Consider the following 21,965-nt stretch of genomic DNA (forward strand, 5'->3'; position numbering starts at 1 on the left):
GGGGTGTCCTTCATGGATGCTGGCAAGCTTGACCGCCGGGTTCAGTTCCTGCGGGCGGAGGTCGTGGACGACGGATACCAGCAGACGCTGGGTCCGCATAGCCCCCACGGGTCGCCGGTGTGGGCTGCCCGCCGGGACATGTCGGACGCCGAGCGCTTCGCGGCGGGTTCGATGCGCGCCGCCGTCCTGACGCGGTTCACGGTCCGGTGGTCGAGCTTCACCGCCGGCATCCGGCCGACGGACCGGCTCGTCTGCGACGGCCGCACCTACGAGATCATCGGGTTGAAGGAAACCGGGTCCCGGCGGTCGTTCCTCGAGATCAGCGCGCAGGCGGCAGCATGACCGCCGTCAAGGGCAGCGTCTCCATCAGGGGAATGGCTGAACTGAAGGACCGGCTCGGCCACATGAGCATGGCGGTGCAGCGCGGGGCGCTGGAAAGGACGCTGCGGAACGCCGCGAAGCCCCTGGCGGACACGATCCGGTCGATGACGCCCGTTCATTCGGGCGAGCTCGACCGGTCCATCGTCATCTCGACGACGGTGAGCAGCGGCGGCGCGGGCCGCGCGGCCTATGCCCGGACCATGCAGGCCGGCGGATCGAGGGACGAGGCTGCGGCGGCGCAGCGCGCGGCGAACCAGGCCAATGCCGGACAGTTCAGCGCGGCGGTGTTCATCGGGCCTGCCGCCGGCGTCCGGCACGCCAGGTGGGTCGAGTTCGGCACGGGCCTGCGCCGCAGCAGGAAGACCGGGAAGTCGTCCGGCGTGATGCCGGCCGACCCCTACATGAGGCCCGCGTGGGACCAGCATCGCGGCGTGATGATCGGCAGGATCGCCACCGAACTTCGGGCCGAGATCGACCGCGTCCTGGCGCGGGCGGCCAAGCGGGCGGCACGCGGTTGAGCGGGGCGTTGCGGGTCGCGCTGCGCGCGCTGGTGCGCGAAGGCGTCGGACAGCTTGCCCCCGGCGGCGTGGACTGGATGGAACATCCGCAGGCCAGCGCGGGGTCGTTCGTGGTGCTGCAGACGATCAGCGGATCGGACGGGCACACGCAGGACGGCCCCGACGGGCTGTTCCAGGGCCGGGTGCAGGCGGACTGCTATGCCGATCGGTACGCCGACGCCGTCGCGATCGCCGACGCCCTGACCGGGCATCTGGACGGGCACCGCGGGGGAGGGTTCGCGGGCATATTCCATCTGGGGACGCGGGACGGGCTGGCGGATGCCGACCCCGACCTGCTGCCACGGGTCTCACTGGACTTCATGATCAACTGGAGGAACGACAATGCCTGAAGCAGCAGGAGTGCTTGGCTACGGGACGACCGTCCGGGTCGGCCGCGGCGCAACGCCGACGTGGACGAAGCTCGCCCTGGTCGGCGACATCGAGCTGCCGGTCGACGAGATCGACGAGGTCGAGGTCACCCACATGGAAAGCCCGGGCCGCCGCCGGCAGTACATTTCCGGCCTGATCGACAGCGGCGAGATGACGGTGCCGATGAACCTTGTCCCGGGATCGGCAACCGACCTGCTGCTGCAGTCGATCCGTGACAGCGGCGAACAGGTGCTGGTGGAGGTGACGCTGCCCGAGGCTGATCCCGAGACCTACAGCGGCTACCTGTCGGGCTATTCGCGGAGCGCACCGGTCCAGGACAAGATGACGGCCGAGGCCACGTTCCGCCTGTCCGGCGTGGTGACCCCCTGATGGCCAACGCGATGAAGGGTGACGTGGGCGCCGTGATCGCGGGCCAGCAGTTTGTCCTGCGCATGGACATGAACGCCATGTGCGAACTGGAGGCCGAGCTGGGCGAGCCTGCGGCCGGCGTGCTGGGGCGCATGGCCGCCCCGCAGGCATTCATGCGCGACATCCGTGCAATCCTGTGGGCGAGCCTGCGGCGCCATCATTCCGGCGTCACGATCGAGGGGGCCGGCGACCTGCTGCACGAGGATGGGGCCGGCGCGCGGGCCGCCATCCTTTCGGCCCTGTCCGCGTCGGCGCCGCCGTCGGGGGACGACGCCGAAAAAAAAGCGACGGCCGCCACCGCGCGGCCGTAGATATTGCGCAGATGCTGTCCGACTACGCCGCTGCAGGGTTCGACCCCGAGGCGTTCTGGGCGCTGACGCCACGCCTGTACCTGCTGCACATGCAGGGCCGGGCCGAACGCGAGGACAGCGAATCCCGGCGGATGGTGACCGGGGCCTGGTTGACGGCGATGCTGTTCAGGTCGGCCAGGCTGCCGCGGCTGGCGCGGTTGCTCAGGGACAGGCGCGCGTCCGGCGGCGACATAGACGTGCGGCATCGGCTGGCGTCGCTGCGATCCGGGCTGCCCGCCATGACGATGGACGAATGGAGGGCGCGGCATGGCCGGTAGCGTGGTCGGTGACCTGTATGTCGGGCTGAACCTCGAGGGCGCGGACTTCAGCGCCGGCCTGAATGCGGCGAAGCGCCAGCTCGACGGGCTGAAGGTTCCGGCCGACGAAGCCGGCAAGGCAGTGGGCAAGGCCGGCGAGGGGCTGGGGGCGCTTCAGCGCAACGCCGGTCCCCTGATCGAGAAGAACACGCTGCAGAACCTCGGCTGGCAGTTCCGCCAGATCGGCGAACAGGCGCAAGCGTCCGGCGGCGGGATCGATGCCTGGGTCAGGGCGGTTGGAACGCAGCTGCCCGACATCATCGGGGCAGTCTCGGGGGCGTTGGGTCCGATGGGTGTCGCCCTAGGGGTCGCCGGGGGCTTGCTGGCCCCGTTCGTCCTGAAGCTGTTCACCGGCGCGGACGGCGCGAAGAGGCTGTCCGACGCGGTGAAGGAGCTGTCGGGTGCCTTCGACATCTACAAGTCGAAGGTCCAGGACGCCCTGTCGCCGATGGGCGACCTCGAGAAGCGCTTCGGATCGATGGCCGATCGGATGGGTCCGATCCTGCGGTCGGCCGCGGCCAATGCGCGGATCGGAATGGTCGACGAGATCAGGGCGGGCCTGACCGAGGCCACCGCTCTGCTCGACGAGAACGCCGACGTGATGGCCGGTCTTCAGCCGCGGATGTTCGCATCGGAGTTCGGGCTGGTCAGCCCCTTGCGCGCGACCACGGACGAGGCGGCGAAGCTGGGTGCGGCCTTGCGGTCCGCCATGATGGAGCTGCGCCAGGCGCCCGACCTCAGCGCACAGATCGATGCGGCGATCCGGCTTCGCGAGGCATACGCCCAGATCGCGGATGCCAGTGGCGGGCGGTCCGAGGAGGAACGCGCCTACCTGAACAATCTCGACGCGATCATCACCAAGCTGGCCGAGATAAAGGCCCAGGACGAGTTCCTGGCGGCTGCCACAGGCGAGGCGGCGGCGGTCGCTGAGCAGACGGCGACGTCCTACGAAGAGGCTGCCGCGGCGTCGCAGGCGCTGGCCGATGCGGCGACGATCGACCCGGAGGCGATCGAACGCGGCAACAGCGCGATCGCCGATCTCAAGACCAACTGGGAAGACCTGAAGCTGATCATCGGCACCGACATGAGCGGCGTGACAGGTCCGTTCATCGCCGCGATCGACGAGATGATCGCCAAGGCCGGCGAGGGCCGCACCGTCATTCCCGAGCAGCTGCGGGCGATGGTCGACGAGATGGGCGCCATTGCCGAAACCGCACGAGCCCATGGGACGGCCATCGGCGCGGCGATCGTGGAGGGCGCGGTCGCGGGCATGGATGCGAAGCGCGGCGCGCTGGCCGAGCGGGCCCGGGCGCTTGCGAGCCAGGTGTCCGTTCCTTTCCGCGAGGCGCTGGAGATCCATTCGCCGTCACGGGTGTTCGAGGGCTACGGCCAGAACATCGGCGAGGGGCTCGTGCGCGGGATCGATGCCGCTTCCCCGCAGGTGCAGGCGTCGGCGTCCGGGATAGCGGCCGCGGTCGACGGCGCATGGCGGATGCCGTCGTGGATCGACGAGATGACCGGCGGCGTGCAGGGGTTCGGAAGCGAGTTCACGGCGGCCGTGAAGTCCGTGGCCAAGGGTGCCGAGACGATGAAGTCGGCAATTGCCGGTCTGGTGGACAGCCTTGCCGACAAGGCCACGAACAGCCTGTTCGACGGCATCTGGGGGGCGCTGTTCGGGAACGGGGCAGATCCCCTTTCTGCCGCGCTGGCAGGCATCCCCGGGTTCGCCAACGGGGTCCGCAGCTTTTCGGGCGGGTTAGCCTTCGTGGGCGAGCGGGGGCGCGAGCTGGTGAGCATGCCCGGCGGGTCGCGTGTCTACAATTCGACCGAGACCAGCCGCCTGCTGCGTCAGGACCGCGGGCCGGCGGCCATGAACATGACGATCGATCTGCGCGGCACCACCGGGGACGACGGTCTGGACGCGAAGATGCGGGCTGCCGGCGAAAGGATCCTGGCGCAGGCAAAATCCCAGGCGCCGGGCTGGGTCGCCGATCACGACAAGAGGAACGGCTGATGCGTGCCACGTGGCCCTACACTGCGCGCTGGACATCGGCGCAGCCGCGCATGGTCGGCGAGGTGCAGGCGCCGCAGCTGTCCATCAGCGGGGTCGAGACGATCGTCCGTGGCTTGGGGGCGCGATGGGAGGTCACCGGCAGCTTCGTCATTCATGGCGAGGAGCAGGAACTGGCGTGGCAGGCATTCATCGCACAGATGGAGGGCGGCGCGGGCACGACGCTGGTGCCGATCTGGTCGCGGTACCGGCCACGCGACAACCGCGGCCGGGAGGCGCCCTGGGACCGTATGGCCGGGTTCGCGGACGCGCAGGCGTGGGAGCATTTCGGGTTCGAGACCGGACCTGTCGGGCTGATGCAACTGGCCGCGCCGGCCCCGCTGCGGGCGACGACGATAAGGGTCAGCGCCGTCAATTCGACCGGCATCCGCCCGGGCCAGTACTTCAGCCTGGGCGAGCGGCTTCACCGGGTTCAGCAACACTGGCAGGATGCTGGCGGAACGTCCAACCTGATGATCCAGCCGCCGCTGCGGCAGGCGTTCACCGCGGCCGCCCTGATCCTCGATCGTCCGGTCTGCCTGATGCGGCTGGCCGAGCCTGCGGGTGACATGGAGTACACGCCGGAGGGTGTGGGCCGGGTCACCTGCCGCTTCGTCGAGGCGGTCTGATGGGCGCCCGCGAGGACCTGCTGGCGATCCCGGACGAGGCGCTGCGGACGGGGCGCGTCGGCCAGGCCGCGCTCGTGTTCATGGATTTCCGTGATGGCGCGAAACGCTGGTGGACGGGGTTCGGTGACCTCGACGCCGGCGGCTTCCGCTGGCAGGGCCTGGGCGACCTGATCGGCCTGTCGCGGATCGACACCGCCTATGACCTGTCGGCGAAGCCCATGACCTTCACGCTGGCCTGCACGCCGGAACTGCTGGCGCTGGCGCTGAACGCCAAGTCGCGGGTGCGGGATCGGACGGTGACGGTTTCGGCGCAACTGTTCGCGATGGAGGCGACAGCCGGTTTCACGGCGGGCGGCGGGGAGATCCTGCGCGGGCAGCCGCTGGGGTCACCCTTCGTCATGTTCTCGGGCACGATGCAGCGCATGCCGTACAAGATCAGCGGCCCGAGCGAGCGCACCCTGACGCTGGAGGCGGAGGGGCTGTTCTTCCGCCGCAATGCGCCGCCCCGCGGACGATGGACCGATGCGGACCAGAAGGCGCGGTTTCCGGGCGACCTGGGACTGGAACGCCTGCCGCTCTACACGAACTACGAGACCCGATGGGTCTGAGATCGGCGACGGCGGCGGACATCCTGTCCATCGTCGGCATGGTCGAGGCGCTGCGCGACGCGGTCGGTGGACCGGTGCCGGTCGATCGGGCGTGGACCGCGCGGACGCTGGCATCGCTGATCGCCAGCCCGGACGGGGCGGTGTGGGTATCCGCAGGCGGTTTCCTCGCCGCCTCGATCCAGCGCAGCGTCATCAGCCCCGTGCCGATGGCGGTGGAGCACGGCTGGTGGGCCGCCGACGGGTCCGGCCTACGGCTGCTGCGCGCCTACGAGGCCTGGGCGCGCGAGAAGGGCGCCGCGTTCGTCACGCTTTCGACCGGGGTGGATGGCCCGGACCTCGCCCGGCTGGGTTATCGACGCGCCGAGCAGGCGTGGGTGCGGAGTATCTGATGGCGATCTTCACGGCGGTCAGCATGTGGGCGACGGCCGCGCTCGGGGCCGGGTCGCTCAGCGTGTTCGGCCTTTCGCCCGCGCTGACCTCTGCGCTGTTCGCGGCTGGGCGGTCCGTCGGCTGGTCGTTGGCATCGCAGGCGCTGGCCCGTCAGAACGTGCCGCGCCAGCAGGTGCAGGCCAACATCAACCAGACCGACAGCCCGCGCATTCGGGCCTACGGCCGGGTGCTGCTGGGCGGCATCCGGGCGTTCTGGGAAACCGACGACGGCAAGCTGTACCAGATCATCGTCCTGCACCACGGCCAGCTGCACGGACTGGGCGCGTTCCACGTGGACGGCGAGCCGGTCACGGTCGACGCGAATGGCGAGGTGACCACGTCGCCGTTTTCGCCGGACCTGCGGATGCTGTTCTTCGACGGCGCGGGGGCTGGCGGCGGCTATCCGTCGGTGCAGGCCGCCTTCCCGGAGCTGTGGACGCCGAACCACCGCCTGCAGGGCCAGGCCACGATGCTGGTGGTGATGAGCCATCCCGGCCAGGAGCAGTTCGCCAAGGTGTTCCCGAAGGGCCCGCAGACGGTGCTGCAGGCGGAGGTTCATGGCAGCCGGGTCCGGGACATGGCGGGCGCACTGGTCTACACGGAAAACGCCGCGCTGATCATCCGCGACTACTTCACGCATCCCGACGGCTGGCGGATCCCGGCCGCGGCGATCGACGATGCGTCGTTCGGGGCGTTCTCGGTCCGCTGCCAGCAGAGCGTGCCGCTGCGCGCCGGCGGGACCGAAACGCGCTACCGGCTGTGCGGGACCTATTCGCTGGACGACGCGCCGAAGGACGTGACCGCGCGGATGCTGGCGACGTGCGACGGGCAGGTCTACCAGACGCCGGAAGGCAAGGTCGGCATTCTCGGCGGGGCCTGGTCGGACCCGGACGTGACGATCACGGCCGACGACATCATGGAGCTGTCCGTCGAGGACGGGTTCGACCCGTTCACCGACTTCAACGTGCTAAAGGGATCGTTCGTCAGCCCGGCCCACAAGTACCAGCCCATCGACGTGCCGGAGCTGCGCGACGCGGCGGCGCTGGCGGAGCAGGGCGAGCGGGTCGAGCAGATCGACATCGACATGTGCCCCAGCGGTTCGCAGATGCAGCGCCTGCTGAAGATCATCTGGGCCAAGCGCCGCCGCGCGATGACCGGCACGTTGACCACGAACCTTGTCGGCATGAAGGCCCGCTTTCCGAAAGGCGACGGCATCCACACCATCCGCGTACGGGCGCCGGAGTTCGGTCTGGACGACGTGTTCGAGGTGACCAGCCACCGGTTCGACGTGGCGGGCCGCTGGTGCGAGATCGGCATCGCCTCGATCGCCAATCCCTACGGGTGGAATGCTGCAGTCGAGGAGCGTCCCGTCTCGACGCCCGCCGGCGGCCTGGCGCAGTCGTCGAAACAGGGGCCCGTGCCGGCGGGGGCCAGCCTGACGCAGGTGCCGGTAAGGGTCAGTGGCGAGACGTGGGGCGGCAAGCTGCGGCTGACGGTCAACGCCGTCGCCCGGCGCGACCTGACGCTGGAGGCGCAGGTGGCACAGGGCGACGTGGCGGTCACCGCCGCGCTGCCGTGGACGACGATGGGCGGCGACAGGTTTTCGGCCGAGACGGGGATTCTTCAGAATGAGCAGGTCTACACGGTGCGCTACCGCTGGCGCGGCCAGGCTGCGTGGCAACGCGCGGGGGCTGTGACGATCGTGGCGAACCCGAACGTTCCGGCGTCGCCGTCCGAGTTCGCGCGGGTGGGCACCGGCGGCGTCGAGATGACCTGGCGCAACCCGCCCGAGAACTTCTGGAAGGCACGGGTGTTCCGCAGCCAGGCCAACAGCTTCACGGGCGCGTCGCACGTGCTGGACGTTTCCGGCACGCCGGGGCTGATGTCGACGTTCCGCGGCAGCCAGCCGGCGGGAACGACCTGGTTCTACTGGGTCGTCGCGCTGAACGGATCGTCGGTCGCCTCGCCGCCGGCCGGGCCTGTCCAGATCGCGAGCTGATCTGCCGCCCGAACACCTGAACGATCGCCCGCCTTGCGCGGGCTTTTCCATATCGAGGAACTGCCATGGCAAAAGCCCCGAATGAGGTGCTGCGTGACTTCACGGTGTTCAACGCCGCCAACCCGTTGCCCATGGGCGATCCGACGAGCGGGGTGCACAACCCCACCAAGAAGGATCTTCGGGACCTTCTGAACGACCTGACCCCGCCGTCCGCCGGCAACCCGAACTACCAGGGGGTGCTGACCTACGGCGCCGAGCCGACGGGCAACGGCAGCAGCTACACGCTGACCGGGCTGCAGCAGGTTCCGGTGATCGGGCAGACCTTCTTCTTCACGCCGAACGCGGACAGCACCGTGCCCGCGCCTGCGCTGTCGCTGACCGACCAGCAGGGGCTGGTGCGGACGGCCACCATCGTCGATGCCGACGGGCGCGGGCTGGCGGCGCCGCTGCGCCGCGGGACGTCCTATCTGCTGCGCTACGGCGAGGGCGTTGCGCAGGTCGTGTCGCGTGACGTGCGCGAGTCCAGGCTTCTCGCGAGCAGCTTCCCGGTCACCGACGCGGCCATTCCGGCCCATGTCGACCCGCTGCCGATCCGCAGCATCTACGGGTCGCGCCAGCCGCTCATCGTATCGGGCCCGACGCCCTGCCAGGTGCAGCCGGTGTTCGACCAGTGCACCATCCAGATGACGGGCGCGGCCGGAACGCTGGACTGCGCAGAGATGATCCCCGGAACGGAGGTGCTGCTGTCCCTGCGGTCAGGCGACAAGGTCGTGGCCCGCGAGAACTACGTCGGCACGTCGGGCAACGTCGCGACCGCCGCGGGCGTGAGCGTCGTGCGGGTGATGAAGCTGGCAGGCGCCACCGTCATCAGCACCGTCGCCGGGCCTGCCCCTGCCTATTCGACCGGCCGGGCCACGCATGACATGACGATCGTCTGGGGTGGGCAGTCCAACGCCCAGCAGGCCCACATGTACGGCGGCCTCGGCGGCTTCACGTGGGCGCTGCGGAACTGGATCGCCACGCCGCTGAACAGGTCGGTGCGGTCCGTGCAGGGCGCCACCGGCGGCACCGCGATCGACAGCCGGTCCGTCGACGCCGGGCAGACCAGCTACTGGTGGAACGCGGCCAACAACACGCCGGGCCCGGCGCTGACGACCTACATGAACGCGGTGGCGGCGGCCGTGTCCGACGGCGCGCCGGCGCCCGAGTGGTGCTTCTGGGTGCAGGGCGAATCCGACGTGGGTGCCATGTACCTCGATCGCCTGACGGTGGCGCAGCTGCGCGACACGATTGTGCGGGTATGGGGCCATATCCGCGCGACATATCCGAACATGAAGTTCCTCGTCGGCATGATCGGCGGGTTCGAGCAGCGGCTGGTCGACCTCGGCGCATCGCGCGTGCGGAACGCATACCTCGCGGCGATCGCGTCGGTCAGCTACGCGACGCTCGGGGCCGAGCTGTATGACATGCCGCGGCTGCACAACAACCTGCACTACTACGACACCGCCTACGCGATCCTTGGCGCGCGGCTTGCGCGGTCCTGGGCGAACATCGCACACGGGCAGGCCAATCGGACCGGGCCCAAGGTCATCGCGGCGGGCACCCAGAACAACGGCCGGACGCTGATTCTGTCATTCTCGGGCATGTCCGCGAGCTTCGTGCCCCGTACGCCGCTTGCGGCGGGCCCCGCACCCTACGGCATCTACGTGATCGAGGGCGACGACGGTGCGATGGTGCCGATGGCCTACGGCGAGTTCCAGAGCAACGGACAGCTGGCCTTGTTCGCGCCGCGCAGCGTGCGGGGCATGAAGGTCGGCGGGCCGTGGGGCTGGGCCCAGCACGCGCGGCAGGGGCAGGTCATCACCGACGACGATCGGGACCTGTATCACCGCGTGCCGGGCCTGCCGCTGTCCAGCTTCCTGATCGACATTCCCTGACGGAGCCCGGCATGGCCACCGAGACCCACACCCGCGGCGACACGCGGCCGATCGTCGTCAACCTGCTGCAGGAGGATGGCACGCCCTATGACCTGTCGGGCTGCACCGTGGCGCTGCACGTCAACACCGCCGCCGCCTGCCTGACAGTTTTTGGCACCGTTCCCGACGTCCTGCTGGGGGCGGTGCTGTTCGACGTGAATGCGCTGGACCTGCCGCCCCGCGCCCGCCGCGCCACCGTCGAGGTCACGTGGTCTGACGGCACGCAGGAGAACGCGGGCGAATTCGTCCTCAATACCGTGGAGCGCTGCTGATGCCGATCGAGCTTGTCTTTGCCCGCCAGGAGCGTCCGGTCGGCCGTTCGACCCTGGACCAGGTGCGCGAGCTGCGCGACCAGGCCCAGGAGATCGCGCGCACGGCTGCGTCCGACGCCGTGGCCGAGGCGATGCCGCGCATCGAAACCACGATCACCAACGCGGCAGGGCAGGCGGCTGCCACTGCCGCGGAGCAAACGGCCCCGGCCGCGGCCGCGGCGGCAATCGCCGAGGCGCAACCTCGTATCGATGCCGCAGCAGCTCAGGCAGCTCAGGCGGCGGCTGGTCCGGCTGCCAGTGGCGCGGTCGCGGCAGTGCAGGCGCAACTCGACACTCGCGTGACAGCGGCACAAACCGCGGCGGGAGATGCGTCCACCTCGCGCACCGGGGCCGAGACTGCACGGGCTGGCGCGGAGTCCGCCTCTGCCGATTTCGCCAATACAGCGGCTCGCCAGCCGTGGTCCTTCCACTCGGGTCTGCGCAACTGGACGACCACGCGAACCGGCTTGCCTACGGGAACAGTGTCGCTGGCTGGCTTGACGCAAGTTACGGACGACCCGGTTTTCGGAACCTCTGCTGATTGGCGTCCGACGGCGGTGGGCAACAACGTTCTGACACGCGGCGTGTCGCCGTGGGGCCGCGCGGCGTACCGCGTAACCGCCAAGCTCCGTGTAATCTCCGGTCCTCTCCCAAATGTTCCTCTGAGCCTGGTCGCTATCGGTCTGAGCGGGAACATGGCCAATTCGACCTACTACGGTGGGGCGGATCAGAGCGTTGCAGCGGACGGCAACGAAGTGACGCTGAGCGCGACATTCGCCCCTACGGCCGATTTCGGTGCAGATTATACCGCTGCGGGATTGGCGGGGGTTCCCTATGCGCGCTTCGGAGTTCGATATGGCGCCTCTGGGGCGGCGCAGATCCGCATTGGCTCGATCTTGATCGAGGAAGCAACGCTGGAATTGTCGCTGGGGAAAGCGTCTGCGGAAAGCGTTGCTTTTGTCTCACGAGATGCGGCGGCAGCGGCGCGTATCCCGGCTCCAGCTGGTCGCATTTCCGTGTTCCATGACGGCGAATTGCTGCAGTATAAGCGGCTTTCGTCCGGGGCGAGTACCGCGAACGTACCGCTGACCACGCAAGGGAACGTGCGTTGGGTTCCTGAGGGTATTCCGTCGCTGCGCCACTGGGGCGCGGTTTCTGGCGTCACTATGAACGCGGACGGGATCAGGTTTACCGGCACGGACTGCCGTGCCCTGCTGACGGCGATGCTGGCGTGGGCGGGCGCGAATGGCGCAACAAAGGCGCGGATCAACGCGGGGTCGTTCTATGTGGAAAAGCCACCTGGCACGACCATCGCTGTTCCGATCGCCAGCAACGGGACACTGGAGATCGTCGGCGAGGGCATGTTCGTCTCGACGCTGTATTACGCGGATTCCGCCATCGCCGCCGGGACCCCGAAACCGATGTTTTCACAGCAGGTCGGTTCATCGCTGGATTGCCTGCGCCTAGCCGACTTCGGGATCGTGTCGGATTGGGGTGCCAACGGGTTCTGGGGCGACAGTTCGCACGCGGCTGCATTCGGTGTCGGCAACCGAAAGGTCATGGTGGAGCGCGTCAGGTTCAGCAACATCTGCCAGATGTGCCTCGTTCTCTCAGGCGTGCAGGACGTCACTGTGACTGAATGTTACTTTGATCGTTCTCAACGCGACGGCGCCCACCTCGTGAATGCCTCTCGTCTCAAGGTTACGAACAACTATTTCCGTCAGATCGGAGACGACTCCATCGTCTTTTCCCGAACGGCGGACAATGTTCTGCCCAGCCAAGCCATCATCACCGGAAACGTGATCGAGGACAGCCAAGGCATTTACGGCACCGGCTACGACAGCCTGATCGTATCCCACAACATCGTCCGAAGGCCGCACATCCGCGGCATCGAAATCCTGCGATCGGCATCCTGGGGCGACAACCGGGGAAGAATCCCGCGCATCAACTACGTCATCACCGACAACATCGTGACCGACGTGTTCAGGCGCATCCGGTTTGGCGGCGCGGGTAACGAGTGCGCTTATATCGCCGTAGGTGACAGCTCCGATCCCACCTACAGCGGCGGGCTCACTCTGGGAAAGATGGGCTCTCTGCCAGATGGCAGCTACGTCTGGAACAGCAACGGAACCGGCGTCAACGCGCCCGCCCCCTACTTCCACAAGGAAGGCAACTTGGTCGGCAACCTGAACATCGTCATCGCCAACAATATCTGCATGAGGACGCTCGAACCGACCGCCAACTACACCGACTACGGCTACGGCCCACGCTATGTGCAGAACGTCGGCCCCTACACCGGAGACGTGCTGGAGGAGGATTTCTACGGCACGCACATCGCGGTGCGGGGGACCATGCGAAGCGTCCGGGTGTCCGGGAACTTGAGCTACGGCGCGACGACTCCGTTCGAGGTCTGGGGCTTCATGGAGGGGGCGGTCACGGACTGGGACGGCCTGACCTACGAGAGCAATCGTGCCATGCACGTCCGGGGCGACCGGGCGTTCGATGTGCGCGGACAAGGCGTCGTGACCTTCCGCAACAACGACATCGACGGCGATCCCTTCCATCTCCACCCCGCCCGCGGGCCCAACGGCCGCTGGGGTTCGGCGACCGACAAGGTGGCCTACCGGGTCGACAACGGCGCCCAGGTCATCCTGGACGGCGGCTCCTACAAGAACCTGTCGTCGATCGCGCGGGTCGTCAGTGGGGGCGTTTCCCATACGCCCGCCGCCGTCACCCTGCACGGCAGTTTTGCAGGGATCGGCGACAACGCGGCAAACGGTGGCGTCCGCGTGGTGCCCGGCAACGTCCCGGTCATCTATGTGCGGGTGAACACCGATAAGACGAGCCCCGACTTCAACAAGGTCACGGGGATCACGTCTGGCACGGCCGCAGCCATGCCCGCGTCCGGCCACTATCTCGCGGGCCAAACGGTGATGGCGCCGGTTCCGGTCATCCGGTCGGGCTATGCCGTGACCGGCTGGCTGCGCCTGACGACCGGCAATGGACACGTGGCCGGGACGGACTGGTCGGAGATGAGGACGACCCTCGCGTAACGCGCCCGAAAGCACCCACAAGCATCAACCAGGAGGCCCTACGATGGCGCTGAATCCCCTTCACACCTACGGCAAGTCCGCGCTCGGCCCGGCGATGGGATCGTTTCCGATCACGCCTGCCGATGGCGCCGATCTGGCGACCGACATCCGTGCGATCACGCTGAACGCGGGTGGCACGTTGTCGTGGGTCTCGTCCGAAAACAACGCGGTGCAGACGACGGCTGCCCTGCCGCCGGGGACATATCCGCTTCTTGCCCGCCGGATCCGGGCGACCGGGACGACGGCGACCGGCCTGACCGGGTGGGTGTGATGCAGTTCGGGTTCGGCCTTGGCCTGACGCATCTGCGCCCGGCCAGCGCGAACGCCGATCCGATCACCTCGCGGTACGGCACGGGCATGGAGCAGATCCCGCTGCACCATGACCCCGAAGATGCGGTGCTTGACGGCAACGGCAACGTCACGAGCATCGCTAACCGCGGCGGCGCAGGGCCGCTGTTCAACGCGACGGCCAGTGCGACAGGGATCACGCGCACGGGCAACCTGCTGAACGTGACCAGCCAGGACCTCAGGCTGGTACTTGCGAACCCCGCCGACATGGTGGGAACGCGCCTGTTCATCGTCGCTGCATTCGACCCCGCTTCTGTTCCCGACCCCCGACTGTTCGGCAGCGCGTCCCCCGTCAACTTCGGCCGCATCCACCAGACGCAGGGCAACCTGCTTCTGTCCCGGGCGGGCGCGCAGGCGTTCCTCGTCAGCCCAACCAACCTCGGCAACGCCCTGCACCTGTTCGAGATCGAGTTGGCAGGCGGGAAGGCGAGCTACTGGGTGGACGGCGTGTTGCGGGAAAGCGCCGCCAATGCTTGGACCGACTTCACCATCAACCTGCTCTATGGGGCGACGACTGGCTTCGGCTTCATCGGCCGATCGGGCGTAGTCCTGTCCGTCATCACGGACGGCGCGCCGGAACGCGAACCGACCATGCTGGCCGTCCGGCGCTCCCTCGTCGCCAAGCACGGCATCGCCCCGTGAACGCGCTTCGGCGGCTGCTGGCGATCGTCGCCGCTCCTACAGACGGCGACAGCTACCAATGGGCCGTCATCGGGCTGGGCCACGTGATGCTCGGCGCGGCCTTGCAGGGGCTGCTGGGCGTGACCGCGGCTGCGGCCCGGCTGGGGCTGGCGGCGCTCTACTGGGCGGCGAAGGAGCACGGCGACATGCGGCGCGGCGGCGCGCTGCGAGACGGCCTCGTGGACACGGCGCTGGTCGGCGTGGGGTGCTTCTATACGGGCGACCGCTGGTGGCCGGTGGCGGTGATGCTGACGGCCGCTGTTGGAGCGTGGATCAAGGAGACGCGGGCATGATCGTCATGCAAGGACGGCATTATGCTGAAGCTGGTCTTGACTCCGGTCCGAACCCTTGGTTGGGAGATCATAAGAGTTCAACCAGCAGGGTAGAAAACAGCCGTGGACAGCCAGCTCAAGACGAAAGAGAGCCCCCCTGCCATCCGCGCCAGAGCAGTCTCAGGCCAGCCGACCATACCGTTCCGGTACTACAACGTCATCCGCAACTGTGGTGATGCAATCACCAGCTATATCTTGCAAGAGAGTTTCGGGGTGCAGGGGCGGGTCAGTGAAGCTGGTGAAGAGCACCTTCTGGCCATTGGAAGTATTTTCTTCATGGCCAATAGGAAGTCCAACATCTGGGGCTCGGGCGTGCTGGACCCGAAGGCAGGTATCCCGGGAATTGATTCTTCAAAAGTACACGCTCTTAGAGGGCGGAAAACCGTAGAGTACCTGTCCGGCCTAGGATACAAGCTTCCTGATCTGCCGCTCGGTGATCCCGGCATTTTCGTCGATGAACTCGTTGACGTTCCCGCGACATCGAAATATCGCGCCGCTATCGTGCCGCATCATACGGGATTTCATAGCGATAAATGGGACCGCGCTCGGCACAGCGCAGAGTTCTGTGTAGTAGATATGATGGATGACAGCCTGGAACCTCTGCGGAGGATATCTGAAGCTCAGGTTGTGCTTTCGCAAAGCCTGCACGGTCTGATATTCGCCGCTGCGCTAGGAAAGCCGTACCTCTGGATATCTGGACACAGTTCCGAAGTGTGGAATTGGAAGTTTCTTGACTGGTTCAGTACTTGTGAGAATGGGCAGCTTGCGCCGGTCCTCCTCAACGTTTCGCTTGACGATATGCTCGCGCTCGCGGAGCCGAGGAGATGCACAGCAAGCAAAGCCGATCTGAGGTCAGCCTTTCCGATGCAGCTCGTTGATCACGATACGAAGGTTCGTGGGGACTTTCGGACTTCTAGAATGCTTTCGCCTGCTCACGTGTTTTTTGAGTCTAGTGGAAGTGCAGAGACCGAGGATGGCACCCACACATGGCACGAATTTACGGCGAAAGTGGCAAAGCTCCGTTCAAGGGTTTTCGTGAACTCACCCGAACCAACATATCTCGCGATCACTCTGGCCTCGGCGGCTCATCAACCTAGCCGCGCAGATTTAGTGGAGGGGCAGCGGTACCTCGACGTTAACCGAGAAGCGCAGTTGCTCTGGTACCCTGGTAACGTTGATTTCTCAAAAGCGACGAAGTTTTTGCTGTCTGACGTGAGAATCGGGGAAACTGACTTGCGGAACGGTACCATTCTAGTCCGACCCGATGGTCACATCGGTAAAGATGGCAGATTTGCCGTTGCGACCCTCCAGTGAGCGACTGTCGCGCTGCGAAGCGACCTTTAGTTAAGTAGGAGCGCTATCGATCGCTTGGCGAAGCCGGGACTCAAATGCAAGAACGTCTTGGTCCGAAGCTTCAGACTGCAAGTCTTGAAGAAACCCATTGTGGAAAACTTCCGCGAGCCGTTCTTTTGAGGCTTTGTTGTAAGTGTAAGTGTTCAGCCAAGTGTTCGCCTTCGAGACGAACCTTTGTCCTGCGTGAACTGGGTGATAGAAGAGCCCCGTTGGCTCCTGCTCGGAAATTCGCCGTTCTGATTTCGGCAGGCCGACATTGAAGGAGGCGTTTGTTCTATACTTTACCGGTCCGGCGTCCAAGCTGTTGCAGTTGAAGCCGTTAGCCATCAGAATTGACGTCAAGAAAGATTCATCGTTGGGCCATCTACGAGTCTGGCCAATTGGGACAACGTCATCGAAAGACTGTGAGATTTGCCTGCGGGCTTGAAAGGCGAACTTAGCAGCTCGCCTACTTATGCCTACAACTGGGAAAAGACACGCATACACTTCTGGCTCAAAATAACACATCGGGGCATGCCAATACCAATTACTTTGCGCTCTGAATGTGTGAAATGCCAGGAAGTCGTGATGTTCGTCGGAGAAGTTGTCAAAGAACTCTGCGCTGGAGGGAAGGCTGAGCCTGACATCAGACTCGATCATCCAATACCTGTCGTAAGCGTTTAGAAGTTGTGCAGCGGCGTAAAGAAAATAATCGCCGCAAAGCCAGCCGAAGTTAGGAGGGGCGTACAATCCCATATCTTTGGCGGATTGTTCGGAAATCGAGAGCTTTACTTTCCCGGTTCCAACATCAACTGCTCCGTTTGTTTCATCACAAATGAAAGCTACGTCGCGGTTAGATGTATTCTTGAGGTAATGATACAAACGTTCGGTTGCCTCGCAGTAGTAGTGAGTCCGAATTATGATCAACTCTCTCATGATAGCCTTCTTCTTCTGCGGTTCTTCAAAGGCACACTGCCTTGCCTCGGCAAAGGTAAGTCTCTGCGTCTCTATGCATGACCTCCGGTGCATTCGTCCACCAGATAACCCTTAGCTACGCGTCTTATACGAGCCGGCGGCGTTCACGATCGCCCCGGTCGCCAACGGCCACAGTCCGACGCGGGATCACCACAAATCAAGGAGACGCGGGCATGATCGTGATCCGGCGCATCACCGACGGCATCTATGCCCACCTGCCGATCCGGGTCACCGAATGGGGCATGGCGTGGCCCGCGTTCACGATGGGGCTGGCGCTGAACTACCAGAGCGACATGTTCCAGACCTCGCCATCGTTCGAGCGCTTGGCGGCGATCGCGAGCGAGGGGACATGGGCGATCCTCGTCCTGGCCTGCTGCCTGCTGCGGATCGTGGCGCTGACCGTGAACGGCACCTTCACGGGCTTCGGCTATTCCCCGCACATGCGCCTCGCTGCATCGCTGGTCGGGCTGTTCTTCTGGTCGCGCTACTGCCTCGGCTTCCTCGACGCGGCCATTGCCAGCGGCGGGTCGTGGTCCGCCCCTGCGATCTATTCGACCGCCGTGCTGTTCGAGATGATCAACGCCTATCGGTCGTGGCTCGACGTCTTGCGCAGCAGGCAGGGGAAGTGACGGATGAACTGGGAAAATTTCGATCCGACGAAGTGGGCCGACGCCATCCTTCTCCTGATCGTCGGCATCCTGAGCGCATTCGGGATCGGGCAGGTGCGCACGCGGAAGACGCCCGCCCGTCCCGACGACGTGATGGAGGTCGCCGGAGCCATCGTCAGCGACCGCGCCGTGGAGCGCATGGTGACGGCGCTGGACGGCTTCACCGCCTCGGCGAAGCTGCTGACCCTCGCCATCGACAAGGACGTTGACGCCAAGGCGAAGCTGACCGGCGCCCTTACCGGGGTCTGCGAGGAGGTCAAGGAGATGAGCGACCAGCTCGACCGCGTGCGCGACGAGATGATCCGGTCCCAGTCCCGCCGGGGCTACTGACACCACCTACCATCACGCCACCCGGCCCCGCCTCGTGCGGGGCTTTTTCGTTTCCGAGAGGACGCCATGAAGGAAAACTTTGCGGCCTGTCTGGCTGAAACGCTCCGCCACGAAGGTGGATGGAGCGACCACCCGAAGGATCCCGGCGGCGCGACGATGAAGGGCGTCACGCTGGACACCTATCGCCGATGGCGCCCGGGCGCGACCAAGGCACAGCTGCGCGCGATCACGGATGCCGAAGTAGCAGCGATATACCGCAAGGGCTACTGGGACGCCGTAAACGCCGACGACCTGCCCGCAGGGCTGGACCTTGTGGCGTTCGACGGTGCGATCAATAGCGGCCCGTCTCGTGGCGCGAAGTGGCTGCAAGCCGGCGTTGGTGCGAAGCAGGACGGCAAGGTCGGTCCTGCCACCATCGCTGCCGCCCGCGCCTACGACACCCGCACCGCCGTCAACCGCGCCTGCGATGCCCGTCTGGCGTTCCTTCGCACGCTGGGAACGTGGCCGACCTTCGGCAAGGGCTGGTCCCGCCGCGTGGCGTCCGTGCGATCTACGGCGCTTGCCATGGCCGCTCCGGCGCGTCCCGCGCCCAAGCCCGCCGTCTATCCCCCCGCCAATACCCCCGCTGCGCCCCAGACAGGCTTCTGTGCGTGGCTCAAGCGACATTTTGGAGGCAACCATGCTTGACCAGGCTCTCGATCTACTCGACCCTCATATCGCTGAACTCATCTGGGGCGCCATCGTCGCCTACTTCGGCTGGGTGTTCCGCTACATCGCCAAGACCAAGCAAGCGCAGGACAGCCTGCATCGCGCGCTCGGGACCGGCGTCGATCTCGTCACCGACGCGCTCGTGGCGATGATCCTGACGAACCCGGCAGGCATCGCCGCTGATCGGCTTGCGGGTCAGGTCGTCGGCTACGTCAAAGGCTCGGTTCCCGGTGCGCTGCGCTGGCTGCTTCCGTCCGACGCGCAGCTGATGAGAATGGCCGAGGCGAAGCTGAACGCGGCTGTGGCTGATCTGGTGGCCAAGATGGGGCCGGATCGTCTGGCCGAAGCGCTGCAACAGGCTGGCGCGCCTGCGAGGCAGCTGTGACAGCACCACTTTGGGCCGGCTTTGAATGCGGCAGGCTGCCCTGGAATGGGCATGACCTGCTGCACTCGACCGGCCACCTGCCGGGTGGCGGCATGCAGCGGCACTACGCCCATGCCGTCGCTCAGGGAGCTGTAGGAGCGCGGGACGGGCTTTCGTGGCGACACGACATAGGTGCGCGGGTCGCGGCCGTTCCTGACGGCTTTCCGGTCATGTGGGACATGGTGCACTTCGACATGCCGCCCGATCCCGAGGCACATGCCGCCGCTGTGGGTGCCGCGTTGCCACCGGGGACATGGGCCATCGCCGTGAATGAGCCGACGATCCACGGCAGTCGCAACTTCCAGGGCGACGGGCAGTCGTGGCCGTTCGTGAGTACCGCGCTGCGCATGATGCGTGCCGCGCCGCACTTGCGCTACGCCACCTGCGACGCGCTGCACGACATGCGGCCCGAGACATGGTGGGCGACCGATCGGCTGGTCGAAAGCGGCTTGGTCGAAGTGGTGGGGATCAACTACTACCCGAACTATGGCGTCGTACCGTTGCTGCACGTGCTGCGCGAAGCGAAGGCGCGCTATCCAGGAATGCCGCTCGCGATAACAGAAACGGGCTGGCATGTCGGGCACCCCAATCTGCCACCGGGCGAGCGCCGCATGGAGTGGCTGGCACAGGTTCGGCAAGACTGCGAGTCGGTCGGCGGCGTCGAATTCGTGGCATGGTACCCTTGGCTGGACATGCCGTGCTGGTCGCTCAGCGGCGATCGCTGGCCCTGCGGGTGGCCCGAGCGGCCGCTGGCTGATGCTGTCGCAGCCTGACGCGCCGGCAAGCCTCGGCATCACGGCCGAGGCGCTGACCGTGTCGGTGGGCGGCCGCACTGTCCTTTCGATCCCGCGCGACCAGTTTCCCGACCTGATCGTGCGGATCGCCGCGGCGCTGAGGGAGGTGCCGCCGTCGGATCGGCGCGTGTGACGGGCGCCCTCAGAACGCCCTCGCCAGCCGCGGCCGCGGGACCTATCCTGCCGTCCTTCAGAAGGAGGGCAGGACCATCTGCAACCTGTATCGAACCCGCGCCAGCGCCGACGAGATTGCCCGCCTGTTCGCCGCGGTCGATCGGACCGGCAACGAGCCCTGGCCGGTCGACGTCTACCCGGACCGCCTGGCGCCGATCGTCCGCCATGGAGCTGACGGCCCCGAGATCGCCCGGGCGCGCTGGGGCATGCCCACGCCCCCCCAGCACCTCAAGACGCAGCGCGATCCGGGCGTGACCAACGTGCGGAACACCGGCAGCTCGCACTGGCGCCGTTGGCTGGGCGCCGAAAGCCGCTGCCTGGTCCCGCTGGTCGCCTTCAGCGAACCCGGACCCGACCGCAAGCCGCTGTGGTTCGAGCCGGTCGACGAGGCACCCATGTTCTTCGCCGGGATCCAGACGTGCGGCTGGACGTCGGTGCGCAAGGTCAAGGACGGCGCGACGACGGACGACCTGTTCGCCTTCCTGACCACCGCGCCCAACGCCGAGGTCGGCGCGGTCCATCCGAGGGCCATGCCGGTGATCCTGACCAAGCCGGACGAATGGCAGGCGTGGCTGGCGGCGCCGTGGAACGAGGCGCGGGATCTTCAGCGCCCGCTCCCTGACGGCGCGCTGAGGATCGTGTCGTAGTCCGGTGGCGAAGGACTATCGTGAGCAGTGGGTCAGGCTCATGTGCTGCTGCGGCCACCACGAGGTGGTGTGCCTGCCGCTCGGCCCATGGCGGCACCGCAACTGGATCCTGTGCCTCGGGCGCGCTGCGGCAAGTGCGGGCGGAAGGGCGCGGTCGACTTGACCTCCGTCTGCGCGCCGCATGAGCAGTACGGCGGGTGGGGGTACTAGCGGCAGCCGCCATAGGCGCCGCGGCTATACCTTGGCCAGTCGGCAGCATGCCCGCTTCGCACCATCTCGCACGCGACGTCTGCGCCGTCCGGCAAGGCACAGCGCACGACCGGGCGGCTGTAGCGGTCGACGTCCATGAGATCGCACGTGAGCATCTGCCCGTTCACCAGCCGGGCCAGCGCGTCTTGTGCCGCCGCGCCGCCCTGTTCCCGCAGCTCGGGTGCGCTGATCCCCCAGAGACGCAGGCGCAGGTCTTTGCCGGGCGCGTCTAGGCGCAGGGTGTCGCCGTCGATCGCGACCGCGCCCGTGAGGCAGATTGCAGCGAGGCAGGTGATCATCGGTTGTCATCCGGCTGGGCCTGCTCGGTGAGGAGGGTATGGGTCTGTCGATACCCCGCCGCGAAGAGAGCATCGGCAACAACTCTGGCCTCGAAAAACGACAAGGACATGGCGCTCATGATCGCCTCAATCATCGCCGCGCGCTCGTCTTCCGCTGGTGCCGGGGAGGGCTGCGGTGCAGCGGCAATGACGGCACGGGTATTCCAATTGACCGCCGCTTCCTCGTAGGTGCCGGCGCTAGGAGCAGATGCTTCACAGTTGGCGCAGGCGACTGCAAAGCGATGCTTTGTGCGCTTGCCCATGATTTCTGCCGTCTCACCGTCATCATAGGCCGCGCCGCCGCAGAAGGGACAGGGCAGTAGGTTGTGCGCCTTGCGGAATGGCTCGGGGGTGGGGCGGGTCACGTCGTCTCTCCTTGCTTCGGGGCAGCGCCCGGTGGGGGTGGGGGAAGCGGCATCACCAGAAATCCTCGCTGAAAGCATCGCGCGGATGCAGATCCTCTCGGAC

The 21,965-nt window shown here is 66.6% G+C and carries 28 protein-coding genes; 25 read left to right on the forward strand and 3 right to left on the reverse strand.

The window, feature by feature from the left end; all coding sequences use genetic code 11:
• Window positions 1-12 precede the first annotated feature (12 nt).
• The 18 genes from ELI80_RS13140 to ELI80_RS13225 all read left to right on the forward strand — a co-directional run bounded on the left by ELI80_RS13140 (window position 13) and on the right by ELI80_RS13225 (window position 16,172).
• Complete coding sequence (locus ELI80_RS13140; RefSeq protein WP_136652412.1) at window positions 13-342, forward strand: phage head closure protein; 330 nt, start codon at window positions 13-15, stop codon at window positions 340-342.
• Window positions 339-899 carry an HK97-gp10 family putative phage morphogenesis protein gene (locus tag ELI80_RS13145; protein ID WP_136652413.1) on the forward strand — a complete coding sequence of 187 codons (561 nt, stop codon included), beginning with the start codon at window positions 339-341 and terminating at the stop codon, window positions 897-899. Before ELI80_RS13140 ends, ELI80_RS13145 begins: the two co-directional genes overlap by 4 nt.
• Window positions 896-1,288, forward strand: coding sequence for a tail completion protein gp17 (gp17, locus tag ELI80_RS13150; RefSeq protein ID WP_136652414.1), 393 nt, complete (start codon window positions 896-898; stop codon window positions 1,286-1,288). The genes ELI80_RS13145 and gp17 overlap by 4 nt, the downstream gene beginning before the upstream one ends.
• Window positions 1,281-1,697, forward strand: a complete 417-nt coding sequence (locus ELI80_RS13155; RefSeq protein WP_136652415.1) for a phage tail tube protein — start codon at window positions 1,281-1,283, stop codon at window positions 1,695-1,697. The genes gp17 and ELI80_RS13155 overlap by 8 nt, the downstream gene beginning before the upstream one ends.
• On the forward strand, window positions 1,697-2,047 hold the full coding sequence (locus ELI80_RS13160) for a GTA-gp10 family protein (RefSeq protein ID WP_136652416.1): 351 nt from the start codon (window positions 1,697-1,699) through the stop codon (window positions 2,045-2,047). Before ELI80_RS13155 ends, ELI80_RS13160 begins: the two co-directional genes overlap by 1 nt.
• 11 nt (window positions 2,048-2,058) lie before the next feature.
• Window positions 2,059-2,364: a hypothetical protein gene (locus tag ELI80_RS13165; RefSeq protein WP_136652417.1), complete on the forward strand. Its 306-nt coding sequence runs from the start codon at window positions 2,059-2,061 to the stop codon at window positions 2,362-2,364.
• Entirely contained in the window at window positions 2,354-4,417 is a 2,064-nt protein-coding gene (locus ELI80_RS13170; RefSeq protein ID WP_136652418.1) for a hypothetical protein, read from the forward strand. Before ELI80_RS13165 ends, ELI80_RS13170 begins: the two co-directional genes overlap by 11 nt.
• Window positions 4,417-5,082, forward strand: coding sequence for a hypothetical protein (locus ELI80_RS13175; protein WP_136652419.1), 666 nt, complete (start codon window positions 4,417-4,419; stop codon window positions 5,080-5,082). The genes ELI80_RS13170 and ELI80_RS13175 overlap by 1 nt, the downstream gene beginning before the upstream one ends.
• On the forward strand, window positions 5,082-5,690 hold the full coding sequence (locus tag ELI80_RS13180) for a hypothetical protein (RefSeq protein WP_136652420.1): 609 nt from the start codon (window positions 5,082-5,084) through the stop codon (window positions 5,688-5,690). The genes ELI80_RS13175 and ELI80_RS13180 overlap by 1 nt, the downstream gene beginning before the upstream one ends.
• Window positions 5,681-6,079: a GNAT family N-acetyltransferase gene (locus ELI80_RS13185; protein WP_136652421.1), complete on the forward strand. Its 399-nt coding sequence runs from the start codon at window positions 5,681-5,683 to the stop codon at window positions 6,077-6,079. The genes ELI80_RS13180 and ELI80_RS13185 overlap by 10 nt, the downstream gene beginning before the upstream one ends.
• Window positions 6,079-8,118: a phage tail protein gene (locus ELI80_RS13190; protein ID WP_136652422.1), complete on the forward strand. Its 2,040-nt coding sequence runs from the start codon at window positions 6,079-6,081 to the stop codon at window positions 8,116-8,118. Before ELI80_RS13185 ends, ELI80_RS13190 begins: the two co-directional genes overlap by 1 nt.
• Window positions 8,119-8,183: 65 nt before the next feature.
• Entirely contained in the window at window positions 8,184-10,055 is a 1,872-nt protein-coding gene (locus ELI80_RS13195) for a hypothetical protein (RefSeq protein WP_136652423.1), read from the forward strand.
• An 11-nt stretch (window positions 10,056-10,066) separates the two neighbouring features.
• Entirely contained in the window at window positions 10,067-10,366 is a 300-nt protein-coding gene (locus ELI80_RS13200; protein ID WP_136652424.1) for a hypothetical protein, read from the forward strand.
• A complete protein-coding gene (locus ELI80_RS13205; protein WP_136652425.1) occupies window positions 10,366-13,458 on the forward strand; it encodes a right-handed parallel beta-helix repeat-containing protein in 3,093 nt (1,030 codons plus the stop codon). The genes ELI80_RS13200 and ELI80_RS13205 overlap by 1 nt, the downstream gene beginning before the upstream one ends.
• Window positions 13,459-13,501: 43 nt before the next feature.
• Window positions 13,502-13,768 (forward strand): spike base protein, RCAP_Rcc01079 family, encoded by a 267-nt coding sequence (locus ELI80_RS13210; RefSeq protein ID WP_136652426.1) that lies wholly within the window; start codon window positions 13,502-13,504, stop codon window positions 13,766-13,768.
• Window positions 13,768-14,487 (forward strand): hypothetical protein, encoded by a 720-nt coding sequence (locus tag ELI80_RS13215; protein WP_136652427.1) that lies wholly within the window; start codon window positions 13,768-13,770, stop codon window positions 14,485-14,487. Before ELI80_RS13210 ends, ELI80_RS13215 begins: the two co-directional genes overlap by 1 nt.
• On the forward strand, window positions 14,484-14,819 hold the full coding sequence (locus ELI80_RS13220) for a hypothetical protein (RefSeq protein ID WP_136652428.1): 336 nt from the start codon (window positions 14,484-14,486) through the stop codon (window positions 14,817-14,819). The genes ELI80_RS13215 and ELI80_RS13220 overlap by 4 nt, the downstream gene beginning before the upstream one ends.
• A 102-nt stretch (window positions 14,820-14,921) precedes the next feature.
• Complete coding sequence (locus ELI80_RS13225) at window positions 14,922-16,172, forward strand: polysaccharide pyruvyl transferase family protein (RefSeq protein WP_136652429.1); 1,251 nt, start codon at window positions 14,922-14,924, stop codon at window positions 16,170-16,172.
• Between the two features lie 30 nt (window positions 16,173-16,202).
• Here ELI80_RS13225 and ELI80_RS13230 read toward each other — a convergent pair whose 3' ends face one another.
• Entirely contained in the window at window positions 16,203-17,126 is a 924-nt protein-coding gene (locus ELI80_RS13230; RefSeq protein WP_136652430.1) for a hypothetical protein, read from the reverse strand.
• Window positions 17,127-17,338: 212 nt separating this feature from the next.
• Here ELI80_RS13230 and ELI80_RS13235 point away from each other — a divergent pair, with 212 nt between their 5' ends.
• The 7 genes from ELI80_RS13235 to ELI80_RS13260 all read left to right on the forward strand — a co-directional run bounded on the left by ELI80_RS13235 (window position 17,339) and on the right by ELI80_RS13260 (window position 20,910).
• Window positions 17,339-17,794, forward strand: coding sequence for a hypothetical protein (locus ELI80_RS13235; RefSeq protein WP_136652431.1), 456 nt, complete (start codon window positions 17,339-17,341; stop codon window positions 17,792-17,794).
• Window positions 17,795-17,797: 3 nt separating this feature from the next.
• On the forward strand, window positions 17,798-18,163 hold the full coding sequence (locus tag ELI80_RS13240; protein WP_136652432.1) for a hypothetical protein: 366 nt from the start codon (window positions 17,798-17,800) through the stop codon (window positions 18,161-18,163).
• A gap of 66 nt (window positions 18,164-18,229) precedes the next feature.
• Window positions 18,230-18,850, forward strand: a complete 621-nt coding sequence (locus ELI80_RS13245) for a glycoside hydrolase family 108 protein (RefSeq protein WP_136652433.1) — start codon at window positions 18,230-18,232, stop codon at window positions 18,848-18,850.
• Complete coding sequence (locus tag ELI80_RS13250) at window positions 18,843-19,256, forward strand: hypothetical protein (RefSeq protein WP_136652434.1); 414 nt, start codon at window positions 18,843-18,845, stop codon at window positions 19,254-19,256. Before ELI80_RS13245 ends, ELI80_RS13250 begins: the two co-directional genes overlap by 8 nt.
• A 209-nt stretch (window positions 19,257-19,465) precedes the next feature.
• Window positions 19,466-20,068, forward strand: a complete 603-nt coding sequence (locus ELI80_RS13255) for a hypothetical protein (RefSeq protein WP_136652435.1) — start codon at window positions 19,466-19,468, stop codon at window positions 20,066-20,068.
• On the forward strand, window positions 20,052-20,222 hold the full coding sequence (locus ELI80_RS16085) for a hypothetical protein (protein ID WP_161596475.1): 171 nt from the start codon (window positions 20,052-20,054) through the stop codon (window positions 20,220-20,222). The genes ELI80_RS13255 and ELI80_RS16085 overlap by 17 nt, the downstream gene beginning before the upstream one ends.
• A gap of 85 nt (window positions 20,223-20,307) precedes the next feature.
• Window positions 20,308-20,910: an SOS response-associated peptidase gene (locus tag ELI80_RS13260; protein WP_268939885.1), complete on the forward strand. Its 603-nt coding sequence runs from the start codon at window positions 20,308-20,310 to the stop codon at window positions 20,908-20,910.
• A 206-nt stretch (window positions 20,911-21,116) separates the two neighbouring features.
• On the opposite strand, the gene ELI80_RS13265 is transcribed toward ELI80_RS13260, so the two are convergent.
• Window positions 21,117-21,458 carry a thermonuclease family protein gene (locus ELI80_RS13265; RefSeq protein ID WP_136652437.1) on the reverse strand — a complete coding sequence of 114 codons (342 nt, stop codon included), beginning with the start codon at window positions 21,456-21,458 and terminating at the stop codon, window positions 21,117-21,119.
• Window positions 21,455-21,862: a Lar family restriction alleviation protein gene (locus tag ELI80_RS13270; protein WP_161596476.1), complete on the reverse strand. Its 408-nt coding sequence runs from the start codon at window positions 21,860-21,862 to the stop codon at window positions 21,455-21,457. The genes ELI80_RS13265 and ELI80_RS13270 overlap by 4 nt, the downstream gene beginning before the upstream one ends.
• Between the last annotated feature and the right edge of the window lie 103 nt (window positions 21,863-21,965).

The sequence above is a fragment of the Paracoccus aeridis genome, assembly GCF_004923205.2.
Lineage (GTDB): Bacteria > Pseudomonadota > Alphaproteobacteria > Rhodobacterales > Rhodobacteraceae > Paracoccus > Paracoccus aeridis.

Excerpts from the sequence above, each read along its gene's own strand:
- ELI80_RS13215 (WP_136652427.1), top strand. The coding sequence starts at position 13,768 with ATGCAGTTCGGGTTCGGCCTTGGCCTGACGCATCTGCGCCCGGCCAGC.
- ELI80_RS13200 (WP_136652424.1), top strand. The coding sequence starts at position 10,067 with ATGGCCACCGAGACCCACACCCGCGGCGACACGCGGCCGATCGTCGTC.
- ELI80_RS13245 (WP_136652433.1), top strand. The coding sequence starts at position 18,230 with ATGAAGGAAAACTTTGCGGCCTGTCTGGCTGAAACGCTCCGCCACGAA.
- ELI80_RS13230 (WP_136652430.1), bottom strand. The coding sequence starts at position 17,126 with ATGAGAGAGTTGATCATAATTCGGACTCACTACTACTGCGAGGCAACC.
- ELI80_RS13170 (WP_136652418.1), top strand. The coding sequence starts at position 2,354 with ATGGCCGGTAGCGTGGTCGGTGACCTGTATGTCGGGCTGAACCTCGAG.
- ELI80_RS13155 (WP_136652415.1), top strand. The coding sequence starts at position 1,281 with ATGCCTGAAGCAGCAGGAGTGCTTGGCTACGGGACGACCGTCCGGGTC.
- ELI80_RS13180 (WP_136652420.1), top strand. The coding sequence starts at position 5,082 with ATGGGCGCCCGCGAGGACCTGCTGGCGATCCCGGACGAGGCGCTGCGG.
- ELI80_RS13265 (WP_136652437.1), bottom strand. The coding sequence starts at position 21,458 with ATGATCACCTGCCTCGCTGCAATCTGCCTCACGGGCGCGGTCGCGATC.
- ELI80_RS13205 (WP_136652425.1), top strand. The coding sequence starts at position 10,366 with ATGCCGATCGAGCTTGTCTTTGCCCGCCAGGAGCGTCCGGTCGGCCGT.
- ELI80_RS13160 (WP_136652416.1), top strand. The coding sequence starts at position 1,697 with ATGGCCAACGCGATGAAGGGTGACGTGGGCGCCGTGATCGCGGGCCAG.
- ELI80_RS16085 (WP_161596475.1), top strand. The coding sequence starts at position 20,052 with ATGCTGTCGCAGCCTGACGCGCCGGCAAGCCTCGGCATCACGGCCGAG.
- ELI80_RS13145 (WP_136652413.1), top strand. The coding sequence starts at position 339 with ATGACCGCCGTCAAGGGCAGCGTCTCCATCAGGGGAATGGCTGAACTG.
- ELI80_RS13140 (WP_136652412.1), top strand. The coding sequence starts at position 13 with ATGGATGCTGGCAAGCTTGACCGCCGGGTTCAGTTCCTGCGGGCGGAG.
- ELI80_RS13255 (WP_136652435.1), top strand. The coding sequence starts at position 19,466 with ATGTGGGACATGGTGCACTTCGACATGCCGCCCGATCCCGAGGCACAT.
- ELI80_RS13250 (WP_136652434.1), top strand. The coding sequence starts at position 18,843 with ATGCTTGACCAGGCTCTCGATCTACTCGACCCTCATATCGCTGAACTC.
- ELI80_RS13165 (WP_136652417.1), top strand. The coding sequence starts at position 2,059 with ATGCTGTCCGACTACGCCGCTGCAGGGTTCGACCCCGAGGCGTTCTGG.
- ELI80_RS13240 (WP_136652432.1), top strand. The coding sequence starts at position 17,798 with ATGAACTGGGAAAATTTCGATCCGACGAAGTGGGCCGACGCCATCCTT.
- ELI80_RS13185 (WP_136652421.1), top strand. The coding sequence starts at position 5,681 with ATGGGTCTGAGATCGGCGACGGCGGCGGACATCCTGTCCATCGTCGGC.
- ELI80_RS13235 (WP_136652431.1), top strand. The coding sequence starts at position 17,339 with ATGATCGTGATCCGGCGCATCACCGACGGCATCTATGCCCACCTGCCG.
- ELI80_RS13175 (WP_136652419.1), top strand. The coding sequence starts at position 4,417 with ATGCGTGCCACGTGGCCCTACACTGCGCGCTGGACATCGGCGCAGCCG.
- ELI80_RS13210 (WP_136652426.1), top strand. The coding sequence starts at position 13,502 with ATGGCGCTGAATCCCCTTCACACCTACGGCAAGTCCGCGCTCGGCCCG.
- ELI80_RS13195 (WP_136652423.1), top strand. The coding sequence starts at position 8,184 with ATGGCAAAAGCCCCGAATGAGGTGCTGCGTGACTTCACGGTGTTCAAC.
- ELI80_RS13190 (WP_136652422.1), top strand. The coding sequence starts at position 6,079 with ATGGCGATCTTCACGGCGGTCAGCATGTGGGCGACGGCCGCGCTCGGG.